The 19,189-nt window shown below is 66.7% G+C and carries 21 protein-coding genes; 10 read left to right on the forward strand and 11 right to left on the reverse strand.

Annotated features, from left to right (window positions below; genetic code table 11):
- Nucleotides 1-100: 100 nt before the first annotated feature.
- Complete coding sequence (locus ILT43_RS17040; RefSeq protein WP_204200187.1) at nt 101-1,318, reverse strand: LL-diaminopimelate aminotransferase; 1,218 nt, start codon at nt 1,316-1,318, stop codon at nt 101-103.
- A gap of 107 nt (nt 1,319-1,425) precedes the next feature.
- On the opposite strand from ILT43_RS17040, the gene ILT43_RS17045 reads away from it, so the two are divergent.
- Complete coding sequence (locus tag ILT43_RS17045; protein WP_204200188.1) at nt 1,426-3,132, forward strand: PHA/PHB synthase family protein; 1,707 nt, start codon at nt 1,426-1,428, stop codon at nt 3,130-3,132.
- Between the two features lie 329 nt (nt 3,133-3,461).
- Here the strand turns inward: ILT43_RS17045 and ILT43_RS17050 are convergent, their stop codons facing one another.
- Nucleotides 3,462-3,716: a hypothetical protein gene (locus tag ILT43_RS17050; protein ID WP_204200189.1), complete on the reverse strand. Its 255-nt coding sequence runs from the start codon at nt 3,714-3,716 to the stop codon at nt 3,462-3,464.
- Between ILT43_RS17050 and ILT43_RS17055 the strand changes: the two genes are divergently transcribed.
- Together ILT43_RS17055 and clpS are read left to right on the forward strand one after the other, a co-directional pair.
- Entirely contained in the window at nt 3,715-4,173 is a 459-nt protein-coding gene (locus tag ILT43_RS17055) for a phasin family protein (RefSeq protein WP_204200190.1), read from the forward strand. The two genes, ILT43_RS17050 and ILT43_RS17055, sit on opposite strands and share 2 nt — an antisense overlap.
- Nucleotides 4,174-4,481: 308 nt before the next feature.
- Nucleotides 4,482-4,808: an ATP-dependent Clp protease adapter ClpS gene (gene clpS, locus ILT43_RS17060; protein WP_204200381.1), complete on the forward strand. Its 327-nt coding sequence runs from the start codon at nt 4,482-4,484 to the stop codon at nt 4,806-4,808.
- An 83-nt stretch (nt 4,809-4,891) separates the two neighbouring features.
- Here clpS and ILT43_RS17065 read toward each other — a convergent pair whose 3' ends face one another.
- Nucleotides 4,892-5,626: a cyclic nucleotide-binding domain-containing protein gene (locus ILT43_RS17065; protein WP_204200191.1), complete on the reverse strand. Its 735-nt coding sequence runs from the start codon at nt 5,624-5,626 to the stop codon at nt 4,892-4,894.
- 196 nt (nt 5,627-5,822) lie between these two features.
- On the opposite strand from ILT43_RS17065, the gene murA reads away from it, so the two are divergent.
- The gene (murA, locus tag ILT43_RS17070; RefSeq protein ID WP_204200192.1) at nt 5,823-7,106 is read left to right on the forward strand and encodes a UDP-N-acetylglucosamine 1-carboxyvinyltransferase; all 1,284 of its coding nucleotides are present in this window, start codon (nt 5,823-5,825) and stop codon (nt 7,104-7,106) included.
- A 167-nt stretch (nt 7,107-7,273) separates the two neighbouring features.
- On the opposite strand, the gene ILT43_RS17075 is transcribed toward murA, so the two are convergent.
- From ILT43_RS17075 to ILT43_RS17085, 3 genes are read right to left on the reverse strand one after another with little or no spacing between them, the layout of a single operon-like run.
- A complete protein-coding gene (locus ILT43_RS17075) occupies nt 7,274-8,059 on the reverse strand; it encodes an SDR family NAD(P)-dependent oxidoreductase (RefSeq protein WP_239475005.1) in 786 nt (261 codons plus the stop codon).
- 25 nt (nt 8,060-8,084) lie between these two features.
- The gene (locus tag ILT43_RS17080) at nt 8,085-9,269 is read right to left on the reverse strand and encodes an alcohol dehydrogenase catalytic domain-containing protein (protein ID WP_204200194.1); all 1,185 of its coding nucleotides are present in this window, start codon (nt 9,267-9,269) and stop codon (nt 8,085-8,087) included.
- Nucleotides 9,266-9,853 (reverse strand): SRPBCC family protein, encoded by a 588-nt coding sequence (locus tag ILT43_RS17085; protein WP_204200195.1) that lies wholly within the window; start codon nt 9,851-9,853, stop codon nt 9,266-9,268. The genes ILT43_RS17080 and ILT43_RS17085 overlap by 4 nt, the downstream gene beginning before the upstream one ends.
- 214 nt (nt 9,854-10,067) lie before the next feature.
- Here ILT43_RS17085 and ILT43_RS17090 point away from each other — a divergent pair, with 214 nt between their 5' ends.
- The gene (locus ILT43_RS17090) at nt 10,068-10,556 is read left to right on the forward strand and encodes a hypothetical protein (protein ID WP_204200196.1); all 489 of its coding nucleotides are present in this window, start codon (nt 10,068-10,070) and stop codon (nt 10,554-10,556) included.
- Here ILT43_RS17090 and ILT43_RS17095 read toward each other — a convergent pair.
- Nucleotides 10,496-11,425: an alpha/beta fold hydrolase gene (locus tag ILT43_RS17095; RefSeq protein ID WP_204200197.1), complete on the reverse strand. Its 930-nt coding sequence runs from the start codon at nt 11,423-11,425 to the stop codon at nt 10,496-10,498. The two genes, ILT43_RS17090 and ILT43_RS17095, sit on opposite strands and share 61 nt — an antisense overlap.
- Before the next feature lie 203 nt (nt 11,426-11,628).
- The gene (locus ILT43_RS17100; protein WP_204200198.1) at nt 11,629-12,639 is read right to left on the reverse strand and encodes a sugar kinase; all 1,011 of its coding nucleotides are present in this window, start codon (nt 12,637-12,639) and stop codon (nt 11,629-11,631) included.
- A 125-nt stretch (nt 12,640-12,764) separates the two neighbouring features.
- On the opposite strand from ILT43_RS17100, the gene ILT43_RS17105 reads away from it, so the two are divergent.
- Genes ILT43_RS17105 through ILT43_RS17120 form a run of 4 tightly spaced genes read left to right on the forward strand, consistent with a single transcriptional unit; the run spans nt 12,765 to nt 16,944 of the window.
- Nucleotides 12,765-13,883, forward strand: coding sequence for a fumarylacetoacetate hydrolase family protein (locus ILT43_RS17105; RefSeq protein WP_425530311.1), 1,119 nt, complete (start codon nt 12,765-12,767; stop codon nt 13,881-13,883).
- Nucleotides 13,880-14,626 carry a D-xylose 1-dehydrogenase gene (gene xylB, locus ILT43_RS17110; RefSeq protein WP_204200200.1) on the forward strand — a complete coding sequence of 249 codons (747 nt, stop codon included), beginning with the start codon at nt 13,880-13,882 and terminating at the stop codon, nt 14,624-14,626. Before ILT43_RS17105 ends, xylB begins: the two co-directional genes overlap by 4 nt.
- Before the next feature lies 1 nt (nt 14,627).
- Complete coding sequence (locus ILT43_RS17115) at nt 14,628-15,485, forward strand: SMP-30/gluconolactonase/LRE family protein (protein ID WP_204200201.1); 858 nt, start codon at nt 14,628-14,630, stop codon at nt 15,483-15,485.
- A gap of 43 nt (nt 15,486-15,528) precedes the next feature.
- Complete coding sequence (locus ILT43_RS17120; protein ID WP_204200202.1) at nt 15,529-16,944, forward strand: sugar porter family MFS transporter; 1,416 nt, start codon at nt 15,529-15,531, stop codon at nt 16,942-16,944.
- Nucleotides 16,945-16,983: 39 nt separating this feature from the next.
- Here ILT43_RS17120 and ILT43_RS17125 read toward each other — a convergent pair whose 3' ends face one another.
- The 3 genes from ILT43_RS17125 to ILT43_RS17135 are packed head-to-tail and all read right to left on the reverse strand — an operon-like array spanning nt 16,984 to nt 18,240.
- Nucleotides 16,984-17,364, reverse strand: a complete 381-nt coding sequence (locus tag ILT43_RS17125; RefSeq protein ID WP_204200203.1) for a hypothetical protein — start codon at nt 17,362-17,364, stop codon at nt 16,984-16,986.
- A 25-nt stretch (nt 17,365-17,389) separates the two neighbouring features.
- The gene (locus ILT43_RS17130; RefSeq protein WP_204200204.1) at nt 17,390-17,809 is read right to left on the reverse strand and encodes a hypothetical protein; all 420 of its coding nucleotides are present in this window, start codon (nt 17,807-17,809) and stop codon (nt 17,390-17,392) included.
- Nucleotides 17,806-18,240, reverse strand: coding sequence for a protein tyrosine phosphatase family protein (locus ILT43_RS17135; protein ID WP_204200205.1), 435 nt, complete (start codon nt 18,238-18,240; stop codon nt 17,806-17,808). The genes ILT43_RS17130 and ILT43_RS17135 overlap by 4 nt, the downstream gene beginning before the upstream one ends.
- A 170-nt stretch (nt 18,241-18,410) precedes the next feature.
- Between ILT43_RS17135 and ILT43_RS17140 the strand changes: the two genes are divergently transcribed.
- A complete protein-coding gene (locus tag ILT43_RS17140; RefSeq protein WP_204200206.1) occupies nt 18,411-19,145 on the forward strand; it encodes a hypothetical protein in 735 nt (244 codons plus the stop codon).
- Nucleotides 19,146-19,189: the final 44 nt, after the last annotated feature.

The raw sequence follows: 19,189 nt of genomic DNA on the forward strand, positions 1-19,189 counted from the left end.
CCGGCGCCTTGATGCTGAGCCTGCGACGGTAGCGTTCTTATGGCCTTCGACAGGAGAAAGACCGGCAAACGCCACCGATCGTGATCGTGGTTTCGCAGCTTCACCCCGCCCCTTGCGCCGGGGTATTCACCCCCATCGACGCCAAATACCGTTTTACGTTCCGCGCCGCCTGACGCAGTCGCTGTTCGTTCTCGACCAGCGCGATGCGGACGAAGCCTTCGCCGTTTTCGCCATATCCGACACCCGGCGCGACTGCGACCTTCGCCTCGGTCAGCATCTGCTTCGAGAATTCCAGCGACCCCAGATGCGCCAGTGCCGGCGGCAACGGTGCCCAGGCGAACATCGACGCGCGTGGGCTTGGGATGTCCCAGCCGGCGCGCGCGAAGCTGTCGACCAGCACGTCGCGACGCTTGTGATAGAGCACCCGGTTCTTCTCGACGATGTCCTGCGGCCCGTTCAGCGCCGCGCACGCCGCCGCCTGGATCGGCGTGAACGCGCCGTAATCGAGGTACGACTTCACCCGCGTCATCGCCGCGATCAGTTTAGCGTTGCCGACCGCGAAGCCGATTCGCCAGCCGGCCATGCTGTACGTCTTGGACAGCGACGTGAACTCGACCGCGACGTCCTTGCCGCCCTTGACCTGCAGGATCGAAGGCGTCGGATTGCCGTCGTAGTATAGCTCCGAATAGGCGAGGTCGGACAGGATCCAGAGGCCCTGCTCCTTCGCGAACGCCACCAGCCGCTCGTAGAAGGCGAGGTCGACCGTCTCCGCCGTCGGATTCGATGGGTAGTTGACGACGAGCACGCTCGGCCGCGGCACGGTGAACGCCATCGCCCGTTCCAGGCTCTCGAAATACGCTTCGTCAGGCGTCGTCGGCACCGCGCGGATCGTCGCCCCGGCGATGATGAAGCCGAAGGTGTGGATCGGATAGCTGGGGTTCGGTGCGAGCACGACGTCGCCCGGCGCGGTGATCGCGGTAGCGAGGCTGGCCAGCCCCTCCTTCGATCCCATCGTCACCACGACTTCGGTCTCCGGGTTCAACTCGACCCCGAACCGTCGCCCGTAGTAATTCGCCTGCGCGCGGCGCAGTCCGGGAATGCCCTTCGACTGTGAATAGCCATGCGCGTCGGGCTTGCGCGTCACCTCGATCAGCTTCTCGATGACGTGCTCGGGCGGCGGCAGGTCGGGATTGCCCATGCCGAGATCGATGATGTCCTCGCCGCCCGCGCGCGCCGCCGCCCGCATCGCGTTGACTTCCGCGATCACGTACGGGGGCAGGCGCTTCATGCGATAGAAATCGTCGGACGGGTCGGTCATGGCAGTACCTTTCGCCGACGCATCTACAGCGAAGCGGCCCGTCGCGAAAGCTGACGTGGAACTGCGAATGCACTACGCCCGTCTACAGGATCGAGGAGAGACCGCGCATGGCCGACGCACCCGAGCAGCCGACCCTGAAGGACATGCAGCATTGGACATGGGTCCTCGGCCGTGCGCAGCAGATGATGATGGAGCAGGGCATCGCCGCGCTGCCGACCATACCCGGCTTCAACGATCCCGCCACGCTGGAGCGGGCCCGCGATTTCTGGACCGACAGTCTGACGCTGTGGCAGCGGTTTCTCGATCCCACCAGCGCGCCGCCGACCGCGGAAACCCCCGAACAGGCGCGCGACAAGCGGTTCAAGGACCCGCAATGGCGCGAGAACCCGGTCTTCGACCTGATCCGTCAGAGCTACAACACGATCGCCGACCACATGCTGCGCGGCGTCGACGCGATCGACGGTATCGATCCGAAGCAGCGAGAGCAGCTTCGCTTCGCCACCCGCGGCTTCGTCGATGCGATGAGCCCGACCAACTTCGCGCTGACCAATCCGGCGGTGCTGGAGCGGACGGTCGAGACGCGCGGCGAGAATCTGCTCAAGGGGCTCCAGAACATGCTGGCGGACATGGGCCGCGGGCAGATGACGCACACCGACGGTTCCGCATTCGAGGTCGGTCGCAACCTCGCCGCTACGCCGGGTCAGGTCGTCAAGCGCACCGACCTGTACGAACTCATTCAGTATAACCCGGCGACGAAGAAGGTCCTGGCGACGCCGCTGCTGATCTTCCCGCCGTGGATCAACCGCTTCTACATCCTCGATTTGACGCCGGAGAAGAGCTTCATCCGCTGGGCGGTGGAGCAGGGCATCACCGTGTTCATGGTGTCGTGGAAATCCGCCGACGCGACGATGAAGGACGTGATGTGGGACGATTACGTCGCCGCGCAGGTCGATGCGATCGACACCGTCCGCGACCTGCTCGACGTGCCCGCGGTCCACACCGTCGGCTATTGCGTCGCCGGCACCACGCTCGCCGCGACGCTGGCGGTGGAGACGGCGCGGGGCGGGGCGGACAAGGTCGCCAGCGCCACCTTCTTCACCGCGCAAGTCGATTTCTCCGGTGCCGGCGACCTCCAGCACTTCGTCGACGACGAGCAGCTGACGATGCTGGAGAAACTGTCGCCGGACGGATTCCTCGACGGCCGCTACATGGCAGCGACGTTCAACGCGCTGCGCGGTCGCGACCTGATCTGGAACTACGTCACCAACAACTATCTGCTCGGCAAGGATTATGCGCCGTTCGACCTGCTCCACTGGAACGGCGACACGACGAACCTGCCGGCGAAGTGGCATCTATCGTATCTGCGTGATCTGTACCGCGACAATTTGCTGGTGACGCCCGGCGCGCTGTCGGTCGGCGGCACTCCGATCGATCTCACGACGGTGACGACGCCGACCTATGTCCAGGCCGGGCGAGAGGATCATATCGCGCCTGCCGAAAGCGTCTGGAAACTGACGCATCATTTCGCCGGGCCGTTGCGCTTCGTGCTGGCGGGGTCGGGGCACATCGCCGGCGTCGTCAACCCGCCCTCCGCGGGCAAGTATCAATACTGGACCAACGACACGAAGACCGAGTCGCTGTCCGACTTCGTGGCGGGGGCGACCGAGACGAAGGGGAGTTGGTGGCCCGACTGGCTGGCCTGGCTGCGCGGCATCGATGACGCGGACGTGCCAGCCAAGGGCGCGCGCATTCCCGGCAAGGGAAAACTTGCTCCGCTGGAGCCGGCGCCCGGCCAATATGTTCGCACCAAATGACAATTTTGTTGCTGCACTGCACAATTTGTATTTGACAAATCTTCGTTAGGCCTCCATTTGTGCAGTGCAGCAATGGAGAGGTGCGGCATGGCGACGACTGGACGCAAGGCAGGTGGGCGTAAGCCGACTCCAGCTGGACCGGCACCCGTGGTGCCCGCGCTGAAGCGCGTCGACGGCCCGACTTCGGTGCCGCCCGCATTGTCGGCCACCAATACCGTCGAGGCACCGGAAGCCAATCCTGTCGTTGCCAAGCCCGCCGGGGCCCCCAGGGTTCCGGTAGCGGCTCCAAAGTCTCCCGTCTCGACTCCGGCCCCGATGCCTGCCGCGGCTCAGCCGGTCGCAGCCAAGTCCATCGCGCCGAAGTCGCCCGCGAAAGCCGCGATGCCCGCAGCGAAAGCCTCGGCACCCGCACCGGCGCCGAAGCCGGTCACCCCATCCGTCGCTGATGCCGTCAAGGCGGTGGCAGCGCCGATCATCGAAGCCGTGGCGGCGCCTGCCGCACCTGCTTCTCCCGCGCCCGCACCGGTCGCGACCACCCCAACGGCCGCACCGGCCGCCACTACCGAAGCAAAGGAACCCGTCATGGCTACCGTCATCGATAACGCGCAGAACGCCGCTCAGGACACCTCGGCCAAGGCCCAGGCCGTGTTCACCGACATGACCGAGCGCAGCAAGGGTGCGGTCGAAAAGGGCCAGAAGCTGTTCGCCGACGCCACCGAGTTCGGCAAGGGCAATGTCGAGGCGCTCGTCGAGTCGTCGAAGATCGCCGCCCGCGGCATCGAGACGATGAGCCAGGACGCCGTCGCCTATGCCAAGTCGTCGTTCGAACATGCTTCGGAAGCGATGAAGACGCTGTCGTCGGTCAAGTCGCCGGCCGAGTTCATGAAGCTGCAGGCCGACTACGCCCGCTCGGCGTTCGATGCGATGATGGCGCACACCTCGAAGTCGACCGAAGCGTCGCTGAAGCTGGCCGGCGAGGTCGCACAGCCGATCTCGAACCGCATCGCGGTCGCTGCCGAGAAGATCAAGGTCGCCGCGTAACTGGCACCTTGGCCGAGTTCGCCCGGCCTCTGAAACGAGGTCCGGGCTCGCCCGGCTGTGGAACGGGGCGGCGCAGCGATGCGCCGCCCTTTTTCGTGATCCCGCCCTTTCTCGCCCCGACGAGGGGTGATGCAGGTGCCGTTCCGTCGCATCGCGATGCACGGAACCCGATGTCGGGTCTTGCCCCGTGGCGGCGCGGTGCCATATCCCGCATTCCCATGCAGCGACTGATCGAAACCCCCCTCATGACGGCTGCCACGGCGACCTGGCCCGCACCTACCGGCGCATCCTTCGCGATGACGCCGACGATGGCCGAGCGCCGAGACAGCGATGGTGACGATACCGGGACGGGCATCGCTACCAAGACCCGCGCCAAGACGAAGCAGCCGACGCCCTACCGCGTGCTGATGCTGAACGACGACTACACGCCGATGGAGTTCGTCGTCCTCTGCCTCCAGCGCTTCTTCCGCATGGACATGGAAGAGGCAACACGCGTCATGCTCCACGTCCACCAGCGCGGCGTCGGCGTCTGCGGCGTCTTCTCCTACGAAGTTGCGGAAACCAAGGTCAGCCAGGTGATGGACTTCGCCCGCCAGAACCAGCACCCGCTCCAGTGCACGCTGGAGAAGGCGTAGGGCGTAGCCGCCTGATTTTTCAGGCTTCCCTCCGCGTCGAAAGGGGCTGGGTCAGGTACTCTGCGCTCTCGACGCCAAAACCTTTACTCCGCCGCCGGCAACCACCCCAGATTCGCCTGCGCATACCGGTCGACATAACTCGCCGCCCGCACCAGCCGCTGCTCGTTCAGCAACGTGTAGCGGCCGCCGTCGCGTGCGATCAGCCCCTCTTCCTCCAACTGTCGGAGCATGCGGTTGACGTGGACCGCGGTCAGCCCGGTCGCGTCGCCGATCTCCTCTTGCGTGATACCGGGATGGAAGCTGTCCGCGATCGCCGGATCTCCTCGACGCAGACGGTTGCGGATATCGAGCAGCAGCGCGGCGACCCGCGCCTTCGCCGAGGTTCGGCCGATCGCCGCCAGCCGGTCGGTCAGCGACACGCGCTTGATCTGGTCCAGCGCCATTATCGCGCTCGCCATTCGCGGATGATCCGCCAGCAGCTTGGCCAGCACCACCCGGTCGAACGAACCGACCACCACTTCGGTCAACGCCATCATCGTCTCCGGCGACGTCCCAAAGGCCAGCGCGGACATCGCCATCATGTCGCCGGGATACAGGAAGCGCAGGATCTGCCGCCGCCCGTCGTGGAGCAGGACGTAGCTCATCATCATGCCCTGCTTCAGGATATAGAGTTCGGACAGGCGATCATTCTCGCTGATGAGGATCGCTCCGCGCCGCAGGCGGCGTTCCCGATCCTCCAACGCCGACAACGCGGCACGTTCGACGGGCGTCAAGGTGATCAGGTCGCCGAGACGGTCGGCGAAACAACTGTGCGGCACTAGAGACCAATCCCCCCGGTAATCGACCCAATTAGGCAAGAGGTCGGCGCGGATGCATTAAAGTCGATCAACCGTAGGGGGATCGGCGGAATTCTCGCGTTTTTCCGTGTGTTACGGCGGGGTGGAGAGCCGCCGCTGCGACGGACGGCCGCGCACCGCTCTTGCACCCCGCGCCGTGCGCGATAGAGCGTGACGGATGGACCGTATCCTGATCCGCGGCGGCAATCGCCTGTCCGGCCGCCTGCCCATTTCCGGCGCGAAGAACGCAGCCCTGACGCTGATGCCGTGCGCGCTGCTGACCGACGAGCCGCTGGTGCTCTCGAACCTTCCGCGTCTCGCCGACGTCGACGGGTTCGGCCATCTGTTGAACCAGTTGGGCGCGTCGACCGCGGTCGAGGGTACGCGCCCCGACGAGTTCGGCCGCACGATGACGATCCACGCGAAGTCGCTGACCTCGACCGAGGCCCCGTACGACATCGTTCGCAAGATGCGCGCGTCGATCCTCGTGCTGGGGCCATTGCTCGGTCGCGGTGGCGAGGCGCGGGTGTCGCTGCCCGGCGGCTGCGCGATCGGCAACCGTCCGATCGATCTGCACCTGAAGGCGCTGGAGGCGATCGGCGCCGAACTGGAGATGGCGGCAGGCTATGTGAAGGCGACCGCGCCCGGCGGCCGGTTGAAGGGCGGCCGCTATCGCTTCCCCGTCGTGTCGGTCGGCGCGACCGAGAACGTGGTCATGGCGGCCTCGCTTGCCAGCGGCACCAGCGTGATCGAAAATGCCGCGCGCGAGCCGGAGATCGTCGACCTGTGCCGCTGCCTCGTCGCGATGGGCGCGTCGATCGACGGGATCGGCACCGAGACGCTGACGATCGAGGGCCGCGACCGGCTGCACGGCGCGACGTACCGCGTGATGCCCGACCGGATCGAGGCGGGTAGCTATGCCTGCGCCGCCGCCATCACCGGCGGCTCGCTGGAGCTGACGGGGGTCGATGCGGGCGACATGGGCGCGACGCTGTCGGCGCTGGCGGATGCGGGCGTGCTGATCCAGCTCAAGCCCGGATCGGTCTGCGTCTCCGCGCCCGATCCGCTGCGCCCGCTGACGCTGACGACCGCACCGTTCCCCGGCTTCGCGACGGACATGCAGGCGCAGTTCATGGCGATGCTGACGCTGGCTGACGGCGCGAGCGTGCTGACCGAGACGATCTTCGAGAACCGCTACATGCACGTACCCGAACTGGCGCGGATGGGTGCGGATATCCTCGTGCAGGGCCGGACCGCCGTGGTTCGCGGCGTCGGCAAGCTGACGGGCGCGCCCGTCATGGCCACCGACCTGCGCGCCTCGATGAGCCTGATCCTCGCCGGTCTCGCCGCCGAGGGCGAGACGCAGGTCAGCCGCATCTACCACCTCGACCGCGGCTACGAACGGCTGGAGGAAAAACTGTCCGCCGTTGGCGCCGACATCGAACGCGCCGAAGGCGGCTGACGGCTTCGTCCGCTCTCCCTTTTCTGAGAGTCTGTTTACACAAATGCAGCCGATGACCGCGGCCATCTCCCTCCCGATCATCGGCCGCATTACCCATCGGCGTCTTCACACTCAGACTGTCAGAAGCGAGATGGGTCAGGAAAGCAGGGGGGAGAAGAAGCGTCGGGTTACCCCTCGCCCGAACCCGGTTCGGCCATCTTGCGGTGCTGTTCCGCCAATACCGCCGCTGGCGTGATGCCCGTCATCGCGCCTTGCAGCTTCGTCTTCCAGCCGGAGAAGATCGAAGCCTCGCCCTTGTTCATCGCGCTCCAGCCGTCGTTCGCGACGTCGACGGGATCGCTCTTGCTGTCCGACTGGCCGACCGAGGTGTCGAGCATGTCGGCGCGGTCGAAGAACTCGGTTTCGACGGGGCCGGGCTTCAGCGTGGTGATCGTTACGCCGTCCGCATCCTTGATTTCGTTGCGCAGCGCATCGGTAAAATAGTCGATGAACGACTTCGACGAGTTGTAGACCGCCTGGAACGAGCCGGGGATGTAGCCGGCGATCGATCCGGTCACCAGCACCTTGCCCTCGTTGCGCGCGACCATCGCCGGCAGGACTTTTTGCAGCAGGTAGATCGTGCCGACGATGTTGGTGTCGATCACCCGCTTCCAGTCTTCGACGCTCTGGTCGAGGAACGCGTGACCGAGGCCCTTGCCCGCATTCGCGCACAGCACGTTAATGCGGCGGCCGTTGGTGGCGGCCAAGAGCGCGTCGACACCCTCGAACGTCGACAGGTCCGCCTCTACCGGCGTGATCTCGGTGCCGAACTGGCGCAGGTCCTGCGCCGCCGCCTCGATCAGCGGCTCGTCGGCAACGATCAGCACATCGTAACCGTCTTTCGCGGCGAGCGTCGCCAGTTCGAAGCCGATGCCGGTCGAGGCACCCGTCACGATCGCGTATCTGTCAGCCATCATCAGTCTCCTGTCAGCGTAGAGATCAAGCAGCGACCATGCCGGGCTTCAGCACGATCTTGGTCGTCTCGTTCTGCTCGTCGTGGAACATCTTGTAGCCCTTGGGCGCGTCGTTCAGCGGCATGCGGTGGGAGATCAGGAACTCGGTCTCGATCTTCCCCTCCATGATCGCGTTGAGCAGGCCGGGCAGGTAATGCTGGACATGGGTCTGGCCGGTCTTCAGCGTCAGGCCCTTCTCCATGAACGCGCCGAGCGGGAACTTGTCGACGAAGCCGCCGTACACCGCCGGCATCGACACGCGCCCGCCCTTGCGACAGGCGATGATCGCCTGACGGATGGAATGGGGGCGATCGGTGCCGAGGAACAGCGACGCCTTCACCTGATCGACCACGTTGTCGACGAACAGGCCGTGCGCCTCCAGCCCGACCGCATCGATGACGGCGTCGGGACCGATGCCGCCGGTCATCTCCATCAGCGCTTCGTAGGTCGCGCTTTCCTTGAAGTTCAGCGTCTCCGCGCCGAACCGCTTGGCGAGTTCCAGACGGTGCGGATAATGGTCGATCGCGATGACGCGCTCCGCGCCCATCAGGAACGCCGACTGCACCGCGAACAGCCCGACCGGGCCGCAGCCCCAGACGGCCACGGTATCGCCCGGTTCGATCTGCGCATATTCCGCCGCCTGCCAACCGGTGGGCAGGATGTCGCTGAGGAACAGGACCTTGTCGTCCTCGACACCGTCGGGGATGACGATCGGGCCGACGTCGCTGAACGGCACGCGGACATATTCCGCCTGACCGCCGGCATAGCCGCCCGTCATGTGCGAATAGCCGAACAGGCCGGACATCTCCGTGCCGTACAGTTCGCGGGCGATATCCTGATTGTCCGCCGGCAGACCGTTGGGGCAGGCGGAATATTGATGCTTGCCGCAATGGAAGCATTCGCCGCACGCGATCGTGAATGGCACGACGACGCGCTGGCCCTTCTTCAGCGTCGATCTGGAGCCGACCTCGACCACCTCGCCCATGAACTCATGGCCCAGGATGTCGCCGGCCTGCATCGTCGGGATATAGCCGTCATAGAGGTGGAGGTCCGATCCGCAGATCGCGGTCGACGTGACCTTGATGATCGCGTCACGCGGATTGACGATCTCGGGATCGGGGACGTTGTCGATGCGAACATCGTGCTTACCGTGCCAGGCGAGTGCTTTCACAGTCCCATCTCCTCGAACTGCTTGGGGTTCATCGCAGGGGTGGCGATCTCGCCCGTCTCCAGCAATTGCTTGAAGCGGGTCAGATCGCGGCGAGCCTGGATCTTGGGCTCGCGCTGGAACATCTTGGCGACGATCTTGCCGACGATGCCCGCTGGCGGGTCGTAGAGTATCGTCGCGCTGACGACCGTGCCGCGCTGGCCGGCATCGCGGAAATCCACGCGGCCGGAATTCGGTACGTCCGCGCCCTCCTCGCTGGTCCACGCGATGAAGGCGTTCTCCGCCTCATCGGTGACGCGGGCATCCCATTCGACCGTGCCGCCACCGGGGGCCTTCACCACCCAGTGCGAGCGCTGCCGATCGAGCACGTCGATACGGACGACGTTCTCCATAAAGCCGGGCAGGTTGGCGAAGTCGCGGAAGTGGGCGAATACTTCCGCCACCGGCTTGCCGATCGTGACGGTGGCATTGGCGAAGCTGTCGCCTTGGCCCTCGGGTAACCGGCCCGCGGCATCGGCCGGCGCAGCGCTGCGTTTGGAGGTATCGAGCGGCGCGTCGTCGCTCTGCGGGTTCGCAAGGTCGGCCATCGGATTTCCCATGCTGATCTGGAACAGACAGGGTCGATAGCGCATGCGGTTGGTCGCGGGTTCCAAACGCGGCTACGATAAAACTAATCTTTCCAATTACTTGATTTCAATCAGTCGCGGGGTCGCGCGCAGGCAGGACAGGGTTGCCTAAGGGCGGCGAGCCGAAGTCGATGCGTGTGCGTTGGAACGGGCATCGATTGTTCTGGAGTCCCCAATGATCCGCGACCTTGCCGAGCTGGACCGTATCCGCGCCGAATGTCACACGCTGGTGACGAAGCGCTCGCTCGCGTCCGCGGGGGCGGCGGTGGTGCCGATCCCCGGTGCGGACATCGTCGCCGACATCGGCCTGCTGACCAACCTGCTGCCCGCGATCAGCACGAAGTTCGGGCTGAACCACGAACAGGTGCAAAAAATGGAGCCGAACATGGCGCAGCAGGTGCTGGTGCTCGCGACCAGTGCCGGCAACACCTTCATCGGCCGCATCGTCACGCGCAAGCTGGTGACGGCAGTTTTGCGCCGGATGGGCGTGCGGATCGCGACCGCGTCGGTGGCGAAGTTCGTGCCGTTCATCGGATCGGCGGTGGCGGCGACGATCAGCTTCGGCGCGATGAAGCTGGCCGGCGACGCGCATGTCGAGGATTGCTACCGCACCGCCCGCGCACTGATCGGCGAGCCCGTCGCGGGTGCGCTACCGGCCAGATGATCGAGCAGCCCTGACGTTACCTCCGGCAGGGCGGCGGGGGCCAGATCGTGGGCCATCGCCTGCACGATCAGTAGCTTGGCCCCCTCGATCCGGCGCGCGAGGTCCTCGCCGTGCCCCAGCGGGATCAGCGGATCGACCGCGCCGTGGATCACGAGCGTTGGCGCGACGATATGCGTCAGCAGCACCGGCCGCCCGGTGTCGGCGATGATCGCCGCCAGTTGTCGCCGCCCGCCGACCGGGTAATGGCCGCGATCGACCGCGCGCGTCGCCTGTAATGCCAGCGCCTCGACATCGCGCGCGGCTTCGGGATGGGAGATCAGCGCCAGCGTCGCGATCGTCGCCGCCACCGCCTCGTCGCGGCTGGGGGTCGCCGGCCAGCGCATCACCAGCCGCCGCATCAGCGCCGGGCTGGGCGGCGGCAGGCCGGGCGCGCCGCTGGACGACATGATCGTCGTCAGGCTTTCGACCCGTTCGCGCCAGCCGGCGGCGATATGCTGCGCGATCATCCCGCCCATCGACGCGCCGACGACATGCGCGCGCTCCACACCCAGCGCATCGAGCAGCGCGACCGCGTCCGCCGCCATGTCGCGCAACGTGTAGGCGAGCGGAAACGGCATCCGCAGCCGGCTCGCGCCCAGCACCCACAAGGGATGCAGCGCCGGCGTTCCATCCAGCCGCGTCGACAGGCCCACGTCGCGATTGTCGTAGCGGACGACGCGGTAGCCGGCATCGACCAGCGCGGCGATCAGCGGATCGGGCCACGCGATCAACTGCGTCGCCAGTCCCATCACGAGCAGCACCACCGGTCCCCGCGGATCGCCGGCTTCCTCGTAATAGAGATCGACGTCATTGACGTGAACGGTGGGCACTCGGAGATTTCCTAAGGGTCGGGGCGGATGGCCCTACACCATTCCATACCTCGAAGGGGAGTGCGCAGCACCGGAGGGGTGACCCCGCTAATCCTCCCCTGCAAGGGGAGGTGGCGCGCAGCGACGAGGGATGACCCGCTGTCGAGAGGGCGACACCCCTCCGTCAGGGCGTCGGCCTGCCATCTCCCCTTGTAGGGGAGGATTTAGCGCCGCACGTCCAGCCCGCCTTCGTGGAAGGTCGCGAGTTCGCGGCGGGTGGTGAGGCTCTGGTCGCCCGGCGTCGCGTGCTTCAGCGCGGCGAGGGCAAGGCCGGTGCGCGCTGCCTCTTCCAGCCCGTGCGGCAGGCCGGCGAGTACGCCGCCCGCGAATGCGTCGCCGGTGCCGATCCGGTCGACGATGCCGGTGATCTCCACCTCGCCCGTCTCGACGGCCTCATCTTGTGTGTCGATGCGCGCGGACAGCGTGTTGTGGTCGGCGTTGCGGACGTGCCGCGTGGTGGTGGCGATGTAGCGCAAGCGGGGGAAGCGCTCGAACGCCGCCAGCGCCGCGGCGCGGCGCCGCTCCGGCCCTGCGCCGGGAAAGTCGCGGCCGAGCAGCAGCGCGATGTCGCGGTGGCTGCCGAACATCAGGTCGCATCCCTCGATATGTCGCGCGAGGATGGGGGAGGGGGCGTCGCACCAGCGCGCCCACATGCTGGCGCGGAAATTGCCGTCGAACGACACCGGTACGCCCGCTTCGTTGGCTGCGGCGATTGCGGCGAGCGCGACCTCCACCATCTGTGGCCCGATCGCCGGATTGATGCCCGAGAGGTGCAGCCGCCCCGCGCCCTGAAGCAAGGTCGGCCAGTCATAGGCGTAGGCGGGCGTCTCCGCGAACAGGCTGTTCTCCCGGTCGTAGACGATCGCCGACGCGCGCAGGCCGGCGCCGGGCGTGAGGAAATACAGGCCGAGCCGTCCGGCCGCGCGCCGCACCCGGCTCATATCCACGCCGTGCTTGCGCATCGCCTCCACCGCGGCGTCGCCTAGCGCATCGTCGGGGGCGGCGGACACGATCGCGCTCGGCACGCCCAGCCGCGCCAACGCGACCGCCACGTTGGCCTCCGCTCCGCCGAAATTGGCGTCGAGCCGCGGTTCCTGGAACAGATGTCCCCGCCCCGGCGCGGACAGGCGCAGAAGCAGCTCGCCGAAGCACAGAACATGACCCGTCGATGCCATTCGGAACCCTCCCGCGTTGCCCTTATCGAGAGCCTGCCTATAACCGGGTCCGAGCGGCCTTGACAGCGCCGGTCACGACGTGCTGGTAGCGCTATCAGCGACGATAGTCGAGTGGAGGGGATATGATGGGCGACGTTGAGCCCGCGGCGATGCTGCCGGCGGATTGGGAAACCGGACTTTTTCTCGGCCGCATCCAGACTGCCGACGGGCCGAGCCCGATCATCGTTCGGGACGGCGAGGTGCTCGACATGGCCCATGTCGCGCCGACCGTGTCGGCCCTGGTCGAGGCGGGGGACTTCTCCGGCGCGGGCGGCACGTCGCTCGGGCGGTTTGATCCGGCAGTCCACGATCTCCTCAGCCCGGTTGATCTTCAATGCATCAAGGCCTGCGGCGTCACCTTCGCGGTGTCGGCGCTGGAGCGCGTGATCGAAGAGCGTGCGCGCGGCGACTGGGCGGCGGCGGCGGCGATCCGCAGCCGGCTGGAAGAGAGCATGGGCGGGTCGATCCGTGCGGTCGTGCCCGGCTCCCCCGAAGCGGCGGCGCTAAAGGCGGCGCTGATCGAGGACGGCCTGTGGTCGCAATATCTGGAGGTTGCGATCGGCCCCGATGCGGAGGTTTTCACCAAGGCACCGGTACTGGCGACGGTCGGTGCGGGCGCGGAGATCGGCATCCGCTCCGATTCGGGCTGGAACAACCCGGAACCGGAGATCGCGCTGCTGGTCGACAGCCGCGGCAACACGGTCGGCGCGATGCTCGGCAACGACGTGAACCTGCGCGATTTTGAGGGGCGGTCGGCGCTGCTGCTTGGCAAGGCCAAGGACAACAATGCGTCCTGCGCTTTGGGGCCGCTGGTCCGCATCTTCGACAGCAGCTTCACGATCGACGATGTGCGGCAGGCGGAGGTCGGGCTGCGGATCGAGGGGGAGGATGGCTATGTCCTCGAAGGGCGCAGCAACATGGCGGAGATCAGCCGCGATCCGCTGGAGCTTGTGAAGCAGACGCTGAGCGAACACCAGTATCCCGACGGGTTCGTCCTGTTTCTCGGCACGCTGTTCGCGCCGGTGCAGGACCGCGACGAGCCCGGCCGCGGCTTTACGCATAAGGTCGGCGACGTGGTCGCGATCGACAGCACCCGGCTCGGGCGGCTGGAGAACCGCGTCGTCACCTCCGCCGATGCGGCGCCGTGGACGGTCGGGATCGGCGCCTTCTACCGCAACCTCGCCGAACGTGGCCTGCTCGCATGAACCGTGCGGTCTATCCCAGCCTGCGCGACAAGCGCGTCGTCATCACCGGCGGCGCGACCGGCATCGGTGCGGGGCTGGTGGAGGCGTTTACGGGGCAGGGGGCGCGGGTCGCGTTCCTCGATATCGATGTCGAGGCGGGCGAGGCACTGGCCGCGCGGCTGGACGGCACCATCTTTTCGGGCTGCGACCTGCGCGACCTCGACGCGCTGAAGACGACGCTGGATGGGTTTGCGGCGCAGCTCGGCGGCGTCGACATCCTCATCAACAACGCCGCGCGCGACGACCGTCATAGCATCGAGGAGGTCACCCCCGCCTATTGGGACGAGCGGATGGCGACCAACCTGCGCCACCTGTTCTTCGCGGCGCAGGCGGTCGTGCCGGCTATGAAGGCGGCGGGCGGCGGCGCGATCGTCAATTTCGGATCGATCAGCTGGCATCTCGGCCTGCCCGACCTCGTCCTCTACCAGACCGCGAAGGCCGCGATCGAGGGTTTGACGCGCAGCCTGGCGCGCGATCTGGGCCGCGACAACATCCGCGTCACCACGATCGTGCCCGGCAACGTCCAGACGCCGCGGCAGGAGAAATGGTACACGCCGGAGGGCGAGGCGGAAATCGTGGCGGCGCAGTGCCTAGACGGGCGTATCCAGCCGGTCGACATCGCTGCGCTGGCGCTGTTCCTCGCGTCCGACGACGCGCGGATGTGCACGGGACATGATTATTTCGTCGATGCGGGGTGGCGCTGACATGGTGCAATCGGTCCTGAACGTCGGTGCCACGCTGGGGGAGGGGCCGGTCTGGATCGGTGACCGCCTGTGGTTCGTCGATATCAAGGCGCACCGCGTCTATCGCTTCGATCCGAAGACCGGCGAGAGCCGCCATTGGGAAGCGCCCGATCAGGTCGGCTGGGTGTTGCCGGCCGAGGGCGGCGGCATGATCGTCGGCGTCAAGACCGGGCTGCACCGCTTCGATCCGGCGACGGGTAAATTCACGCTGCTGCACGATCCGGAGCCATCGCTGCCCGGCAACCGCCTGAACGATGCGGCGACGGACAGCACCGGTCGCCTGTGGTTCGGCAGCATGGACGATGGCGAGGCGAACCCGACCGGGCGGCTGTATCGCTGCACCGGGGGCGTGTGCCTCGACACCGGATTGCCGCCGGTGACGATCACCAACGGCCCGGCGATCACCCGCGACGCGCGCACCTTGTATCACACCGATACGGGCGGTCGAACGATCTGGCGCGTGGCGGTCGATGCGGACGGCACGCTGTCGAAGCCGGAGGTGTTCGTCACGATCGAGGACGGTGCCGGCTATCCCGACGGATCGGTCTGCGACGCCGAGGATCATGTCTGGGTCGGCCTGTACGCCGGCCACGGCATCCGCCGTTACGACCCGGCGGGCAAGCTGGTCCAGACGGTGGAGTTCCCGGTCGCGAACGTCACCAAGATGGCGTTCGGCGGGCCGGACCTGCGCACGGCGTACGCGACGACGGCGCGCAAGGGGCTGGATGCCGAGGCGCTGAAAGGTCAGCCACTGGCAGGCAATGTGTTCGCCTTCGACCCCGACGTCGCGGGCATGCCGGTGACACCGGCCAAAATCTAGAACGAAGCAACGACAACGAAAAAACAGATCAGGAGCGGGACGGATGACGAGGGACGTGGGCGATCAACGCGTAAATATCGGCTTTATCGCCGCCATCGTCGCGGTGGCGACGATCGGCGGCTTCATGTTCGGGTATGACTCGGGCGTCATCAACGGCACCCAGAAGGGGCTGGAGGCGGCGTTCGATCTCGGCAAGCTGGGGATCGGCGTCAATGTCGGCGCGATCCTGATCGGGTCGTCGATCGGTGCGTTCGGCGCGGGCCGTCTGGCGGACCGGATCGGCCGGCGCGGCGTGATGATGCTGTCGGCGATCCTGTTCCTCGCCAGCGCGTTGCTGGCCGGTGCGGCGAGCAGCTCCGCGATCTTCATCTTCGCGCGCATCATCGGCGGTCTGGGCGTCGGCGCGGCGAGCGTCATCTCCCCCGTCTACATCTCCGAAGTCACGCCCGCGTCGATCCGCGGCCGGCTGTCGTCGGTGCAGCAGGTGATGATCATCTCCGGCCTGACCGGCGCGTTCGTCGCGAACTTCGCGCTGGCGCGCTATGCCGGTGGCTCCACCGCAGACTTCTGGCTGGGGTACGAGGCGTGGCGCTGGATGTTCTGGCTTCAGGCGATTCCGGCCGCGATCTACCTGTGCGCCTTGCTCATCATCCCGGAAAGCCCACGCTATCTCGTTGCCAAGGGTCGCGATGCCGAGGCGCATGTCGTGCTGACGCGCCTGTTCGGATCGGACGAGGCGGACCGCAAGGTCGCCGAGATCCGCGGCTCGCTGGCCGCCGACCACCACAAGCCCAAGCTGTCCGATCTGGTCGACAAGACGACCGGCAAGATCCGCCCGATCCTGTGGGCGGGCATCGGCCTCGCCGTGTTCCAGCAGCTCGTCGGCATCAACGTCGTCTTCTATTACGGCGCGACCCTGTGGGAGGCAGTCGGTTTCACCGAGGACAATGCGCTTCAGATCAATATCCTGTCGGGCGTGCTGTCGATCGGCGCATGCCTGTTCACGATCGCGACCGTCGACCGGATCGGCCGCAAGCCGCTGCTGCTGGTCGGATCGGCCGGCATGGCGGTGACGCTGGCAGTGGTCGCCTGGGCGTTCTCCACCGCGGTCACCGATGCGGCGGGGGCGGTCAGCCTGCCGGGTAACAACGGCATCATCGCTCTGGTCGCGGCGAACCTCTACGTCATCTTCTTCAACGCCAGCTGGGGCCCCGTCATGTGGGTGATGCTGGGAGAGATGTTCCCGAACCAGATTCGCGGTTCCGGGCTGGCGGTGTCGGGCTTCGCGCAGTGGATCGCGAACGCCGCGATCTCCGTCAGCTTCCCGGCGCTGGCGGTGTCGCCGGGGTTGGCGGTGACGTATTTCGGCTATGCGTTCTTTGCGGCCGTATCGTTCTTCTTCGTGCGGGCGATGGTCAACGAGACGCGCGGTCGCGAGCTGGAGGACATGCAGGGCTGATCCGGAACCGGGCCTGCTGCTGGGCAGGCCCGGTGCTCCTCAACGGCGGCCGAAGCCGCCGCGGCGGCGGGCGATCATCGGGCGGAAGCGAATGCCCAGACAGATGATCGTCGGCCAGAACAGCGTGTTGACGATGTCGAGCGTGGTGTCCGGCCAACGCCACGATCCGAACTGCAGCCGGTCCATAACCTCGTTGAAGCCCTCGGCGACGATCACCACCGACAGCGGCACGAAGCTGCCGAGCGAGCGTCGCGTCACGACCCGTGCCAGCATGAGCACCGCCATTCCGGCGTGGATATGCAGGATCGTGTCGGGCAAACCGGTACCGTCACCGATCCAGTCGATGAACTGATGCCAAAGGCCCGGCAGGCTGTGGGGCCCCGGTTGGTCCACCCAGTGAACGGCGTCGCGCGGTGTCATGGGCGCGGACCTAACCGCGTTGCGGTCAAAGCGCCACGTGGCGCGGTGCAAGTCGGCGGATATCGAGCACGTTCACGCCCGCCAGCCGGACCTCTCCCAGCTGCCGGTCGCCGGTTTCCACCAGGATCCCGTCGGCGGTGGAGCGGACCGTGCGCCACATCACTTCGCGCGCGACGAGGCCGCGGCCCAGCCGTTTGACCGCCGCGACGCGCCCGTCGCCGCTGACCGCCAGCGCGCCGCCGCCATCCGCACCGACGACCGCACCGGTCACGTTGAAACCCTGCAACGTCGCTTCGCAGGCGGCGGCGGCATCCTCCGGGCTGCCGATCCGGTTCGGCCGGCGGGTGCGCACGAACAGTACCGCGCCGATCACCAGCGCGATCAACACCGCCGCCGCGGCGACGATCTGGACGGTGCTGACGCTGCCCGCCAAGCCGGCGATCATTCCGCCTTCGGCCCCGCCAGCGCGTCGAGCATCGGCCGGATGCCCGACAGGTCGTATCCCGCGCCGGCCGCCTGCGTGGTCAGCAGCCCCGGATCGCGGCCCGCCTTCGCCGCCGCCAGTGCCCACAGATTGCAGCTTCGCGTCCCCGACCGGCAGTAGGCGAGCACGGGGCCGTCCGCCGCCGTCAGTGCCGCTGCCATCGCGTCGAGCTGCGGATGGGAGAAGCCGGCGGCCGTCACCGGGATCGCAGTGTAGCCCAGCCCCGCCGCCTCAGCCGCCGCACGCAACGCATCGCCCGCGGGCTGGCCGGACTCCTCGTCGTCGGGACGGTTGTTGACGATCGCGACATACCCTGCGGCCTTGATCGCGGGAACATCCTGGGGGCGGATCTGGGGAGCGACGGCGAACGCGTCGTTGAGCGGGCGGATCATGGTCTGCTCCTATCGGATCGAAGGGCCGCCGTCAGCCCTTCGTCGACGATATGGCACGCCGCGGCGCGGCGAACATCATTCTGGATCGGGACGGCGACGCGGGGTTACCGGATTGACGGCAACTTACTTTTGGCGCTTGGAAGGACGACGATCTGGAGGGGGGAACTTTCATGGAAGACGATGAAGAGCTCGACATGGGTCCGTCGGGCAACTGGTCCGCGATGAACAGTGTCTTCAAGTATGGCGGCGGCAATACTCTCGACAGTCGTGTTCTACATGGCCATGTTTCCAAGGCGATGGCCGGTTTGTCCGTCGCTACTTCGGCGGTCGGGCAAGCCCATAACCTGACGATGGTCGGGGTTGCCGGCGCTGCCGTCCTGGGAGCCGGGACAGCGGGCGTAGGTCTGGGCGTGGCAGGTATCGCGATGTCTGCGGTCGGCATCGGCACGTCGATCGTATCGGGGATCAAGACCCATGCGCATATCGATGCGCTGGAGGGATTGCAGATGCGCGGCTCCATGAAGCACCATTGCAACTGCAAGACCCGCGACTACGGCGACCAGATGTCGCTCGATCACGACACCATCTTCAACACGGTACTGCCGTACGTCATCGCCAAGAAAAAGGCGAAGCGGGTCAAGAAGGGCTTTGGCGCGACCGGCCTTTCCATGGGCACCAACGTGCATCGGCTGGGGAAGGCAATCTACAAGTCGGTGAAGGGCACCAAGGGCAAGAACCGTAGCTTCTATGCCGAAATCCTCGCGCGCCACGCGGTCACGCACGAATGCGATCTGGTCGCGGGGATCGTGTCGGAACTCTACACGGGTCAGGACTATCTCGCGATCCGCGCCATGAGGTCAGATCAGGCGGCGCTGCTGATCGCGGCGAAGATGAAGTCGGTCTAGGCCGGGCTTTCCCCGCCCCCTTGAGGGCGAGAGGGGAGAGCCTC

The organism is Sphingomonas longa (genome assembly GCF_016892685.1).
Classification (GTDB): Bacteria; Pseudomonadota; Alphaproteobacteria; order Sphingomonadales; family Sphingomonadaceae; genus Sphingomonas; species Sphingomonas longa.

Coding starts and splice junctions, on each gene's coding strand:
- ILT43_RS17040 (WP_204200187.1), bottom strand. CDS start 1,318: ATGACCGACCCGTCCGACGATTTCTATCGCATGAAGCGCCTGCCCCCG.
- ILT43_RS17045 (WP_204200188.1), top strand. CDS start 1,426: ATGGCCGACGCACCCGAGCAGCCGACCCTGAAGGACATGCAGCATTGG.
- ILT43_RS17055 (WP_204200190.1), top strand. CDS start 3,715: ATGGCTACCGTCATCGATAACGCGCAGAACGCCGCTCAGGACACCTCG.
- ILT43_RS17050 (WP_204200189.1), bottom strand. CDS start 3,716: ATGACGGGTTCCTTTGCTTCGGTAGTGGCGGCCGGTGCGGCCGTTGGG.
- clpS (WP_204200381.1), top strand. CDS start 4,482: ATGGCCGAGCGCCGAGACAGCGATGGTGACGATACCGGGACGGGCATC.
- murA (WP_204200192.1), top strand. CDS start 5,823: ATGGACCGTATCCTGATCCGCGGCGGCAATCGCCTGTCCGGCCGCCTG.
- ILT43_RS17075 (WP_239475005.1), bottom strand. CDS start 8,059: ATGGCTGACAGATACGCGATCGTGACGGGTGCCTCGACCGGCATCGGC.
- ILT43_RS17085 (WP_204200195.1), bottom strand. CDS start 9,853: ATGGCCGACCTTGCGAACCCGCAGAGCGACGACGCGCCGCTCGATACC.
- ILT43_RS17090 (WP_204200196.1), top strand. CDS start 10,068: ATGATCCGCGACCTTGCCGAGCTGGACCGTATCCGCGCCGAATGTCAC.
- ILT43_RS17100 (WP_204200198.1), bottom strand. CDS start 12,639: ATGGCATCGACGGGTCATGTTCTGTGCTTCGGCGAGCTGCTTCTGCGC.
- ILT43_RS17105 (WP_425530311.1), top strand. CDS start 12,765: ATGGGCGACGTTGAGCCCGCGGCGATGCTGCCGGCGGATTGGGAAACC.
- xylB (WP_204200200.1), top strand. CDS start 13,880: ATGAACCGTGCGGTCTATCCCAGCCTGCGCGACAAGCGCGTCGTCATC.
- ILT43_RS17115 (WP_204200201.1), top strand. CDS start 14,628: ATGGTGCAATCGGTCCTGAACGTCGGTGCCACGCTGGGGGAGGGGCCG.
- ILT43_RS17120 (WP_204200202.1), top strand. CDS start 15,529: ATGACGAGGGACGTGGGCGATCAACGCGTAAATATCGGCTTTATCGCC.
- ILT43_RS17125 (WP_204200203.1), bottom strand. CDS start 17,364: ATGACACCGCGCGACGCCGTTCACTGGGTGGACCAACCGGGGCCCCAC.
- ILT43_RS17130 (WP_204200204.1), bottom strand. CDS start 17,809: ATGATCGCCGGCTTGGCGGGCAGCGTCAGCACCGTCCAGATCGTCGCC.
- ILT43_RS17135 (WP_204200205.1), bottom strand. CDS start 18,240: ATGATCCGCCCGCTCAACGACGCGTTCGCCGTCGCTCCCCAGATCCGC.
- ILT43_RS17140 (WP_204200206.1), top strand. CDS start 18,411: ATGGAAGACGATGAAGAGCTCGACATGGGTCCGTCGGGCAACTGGTCC.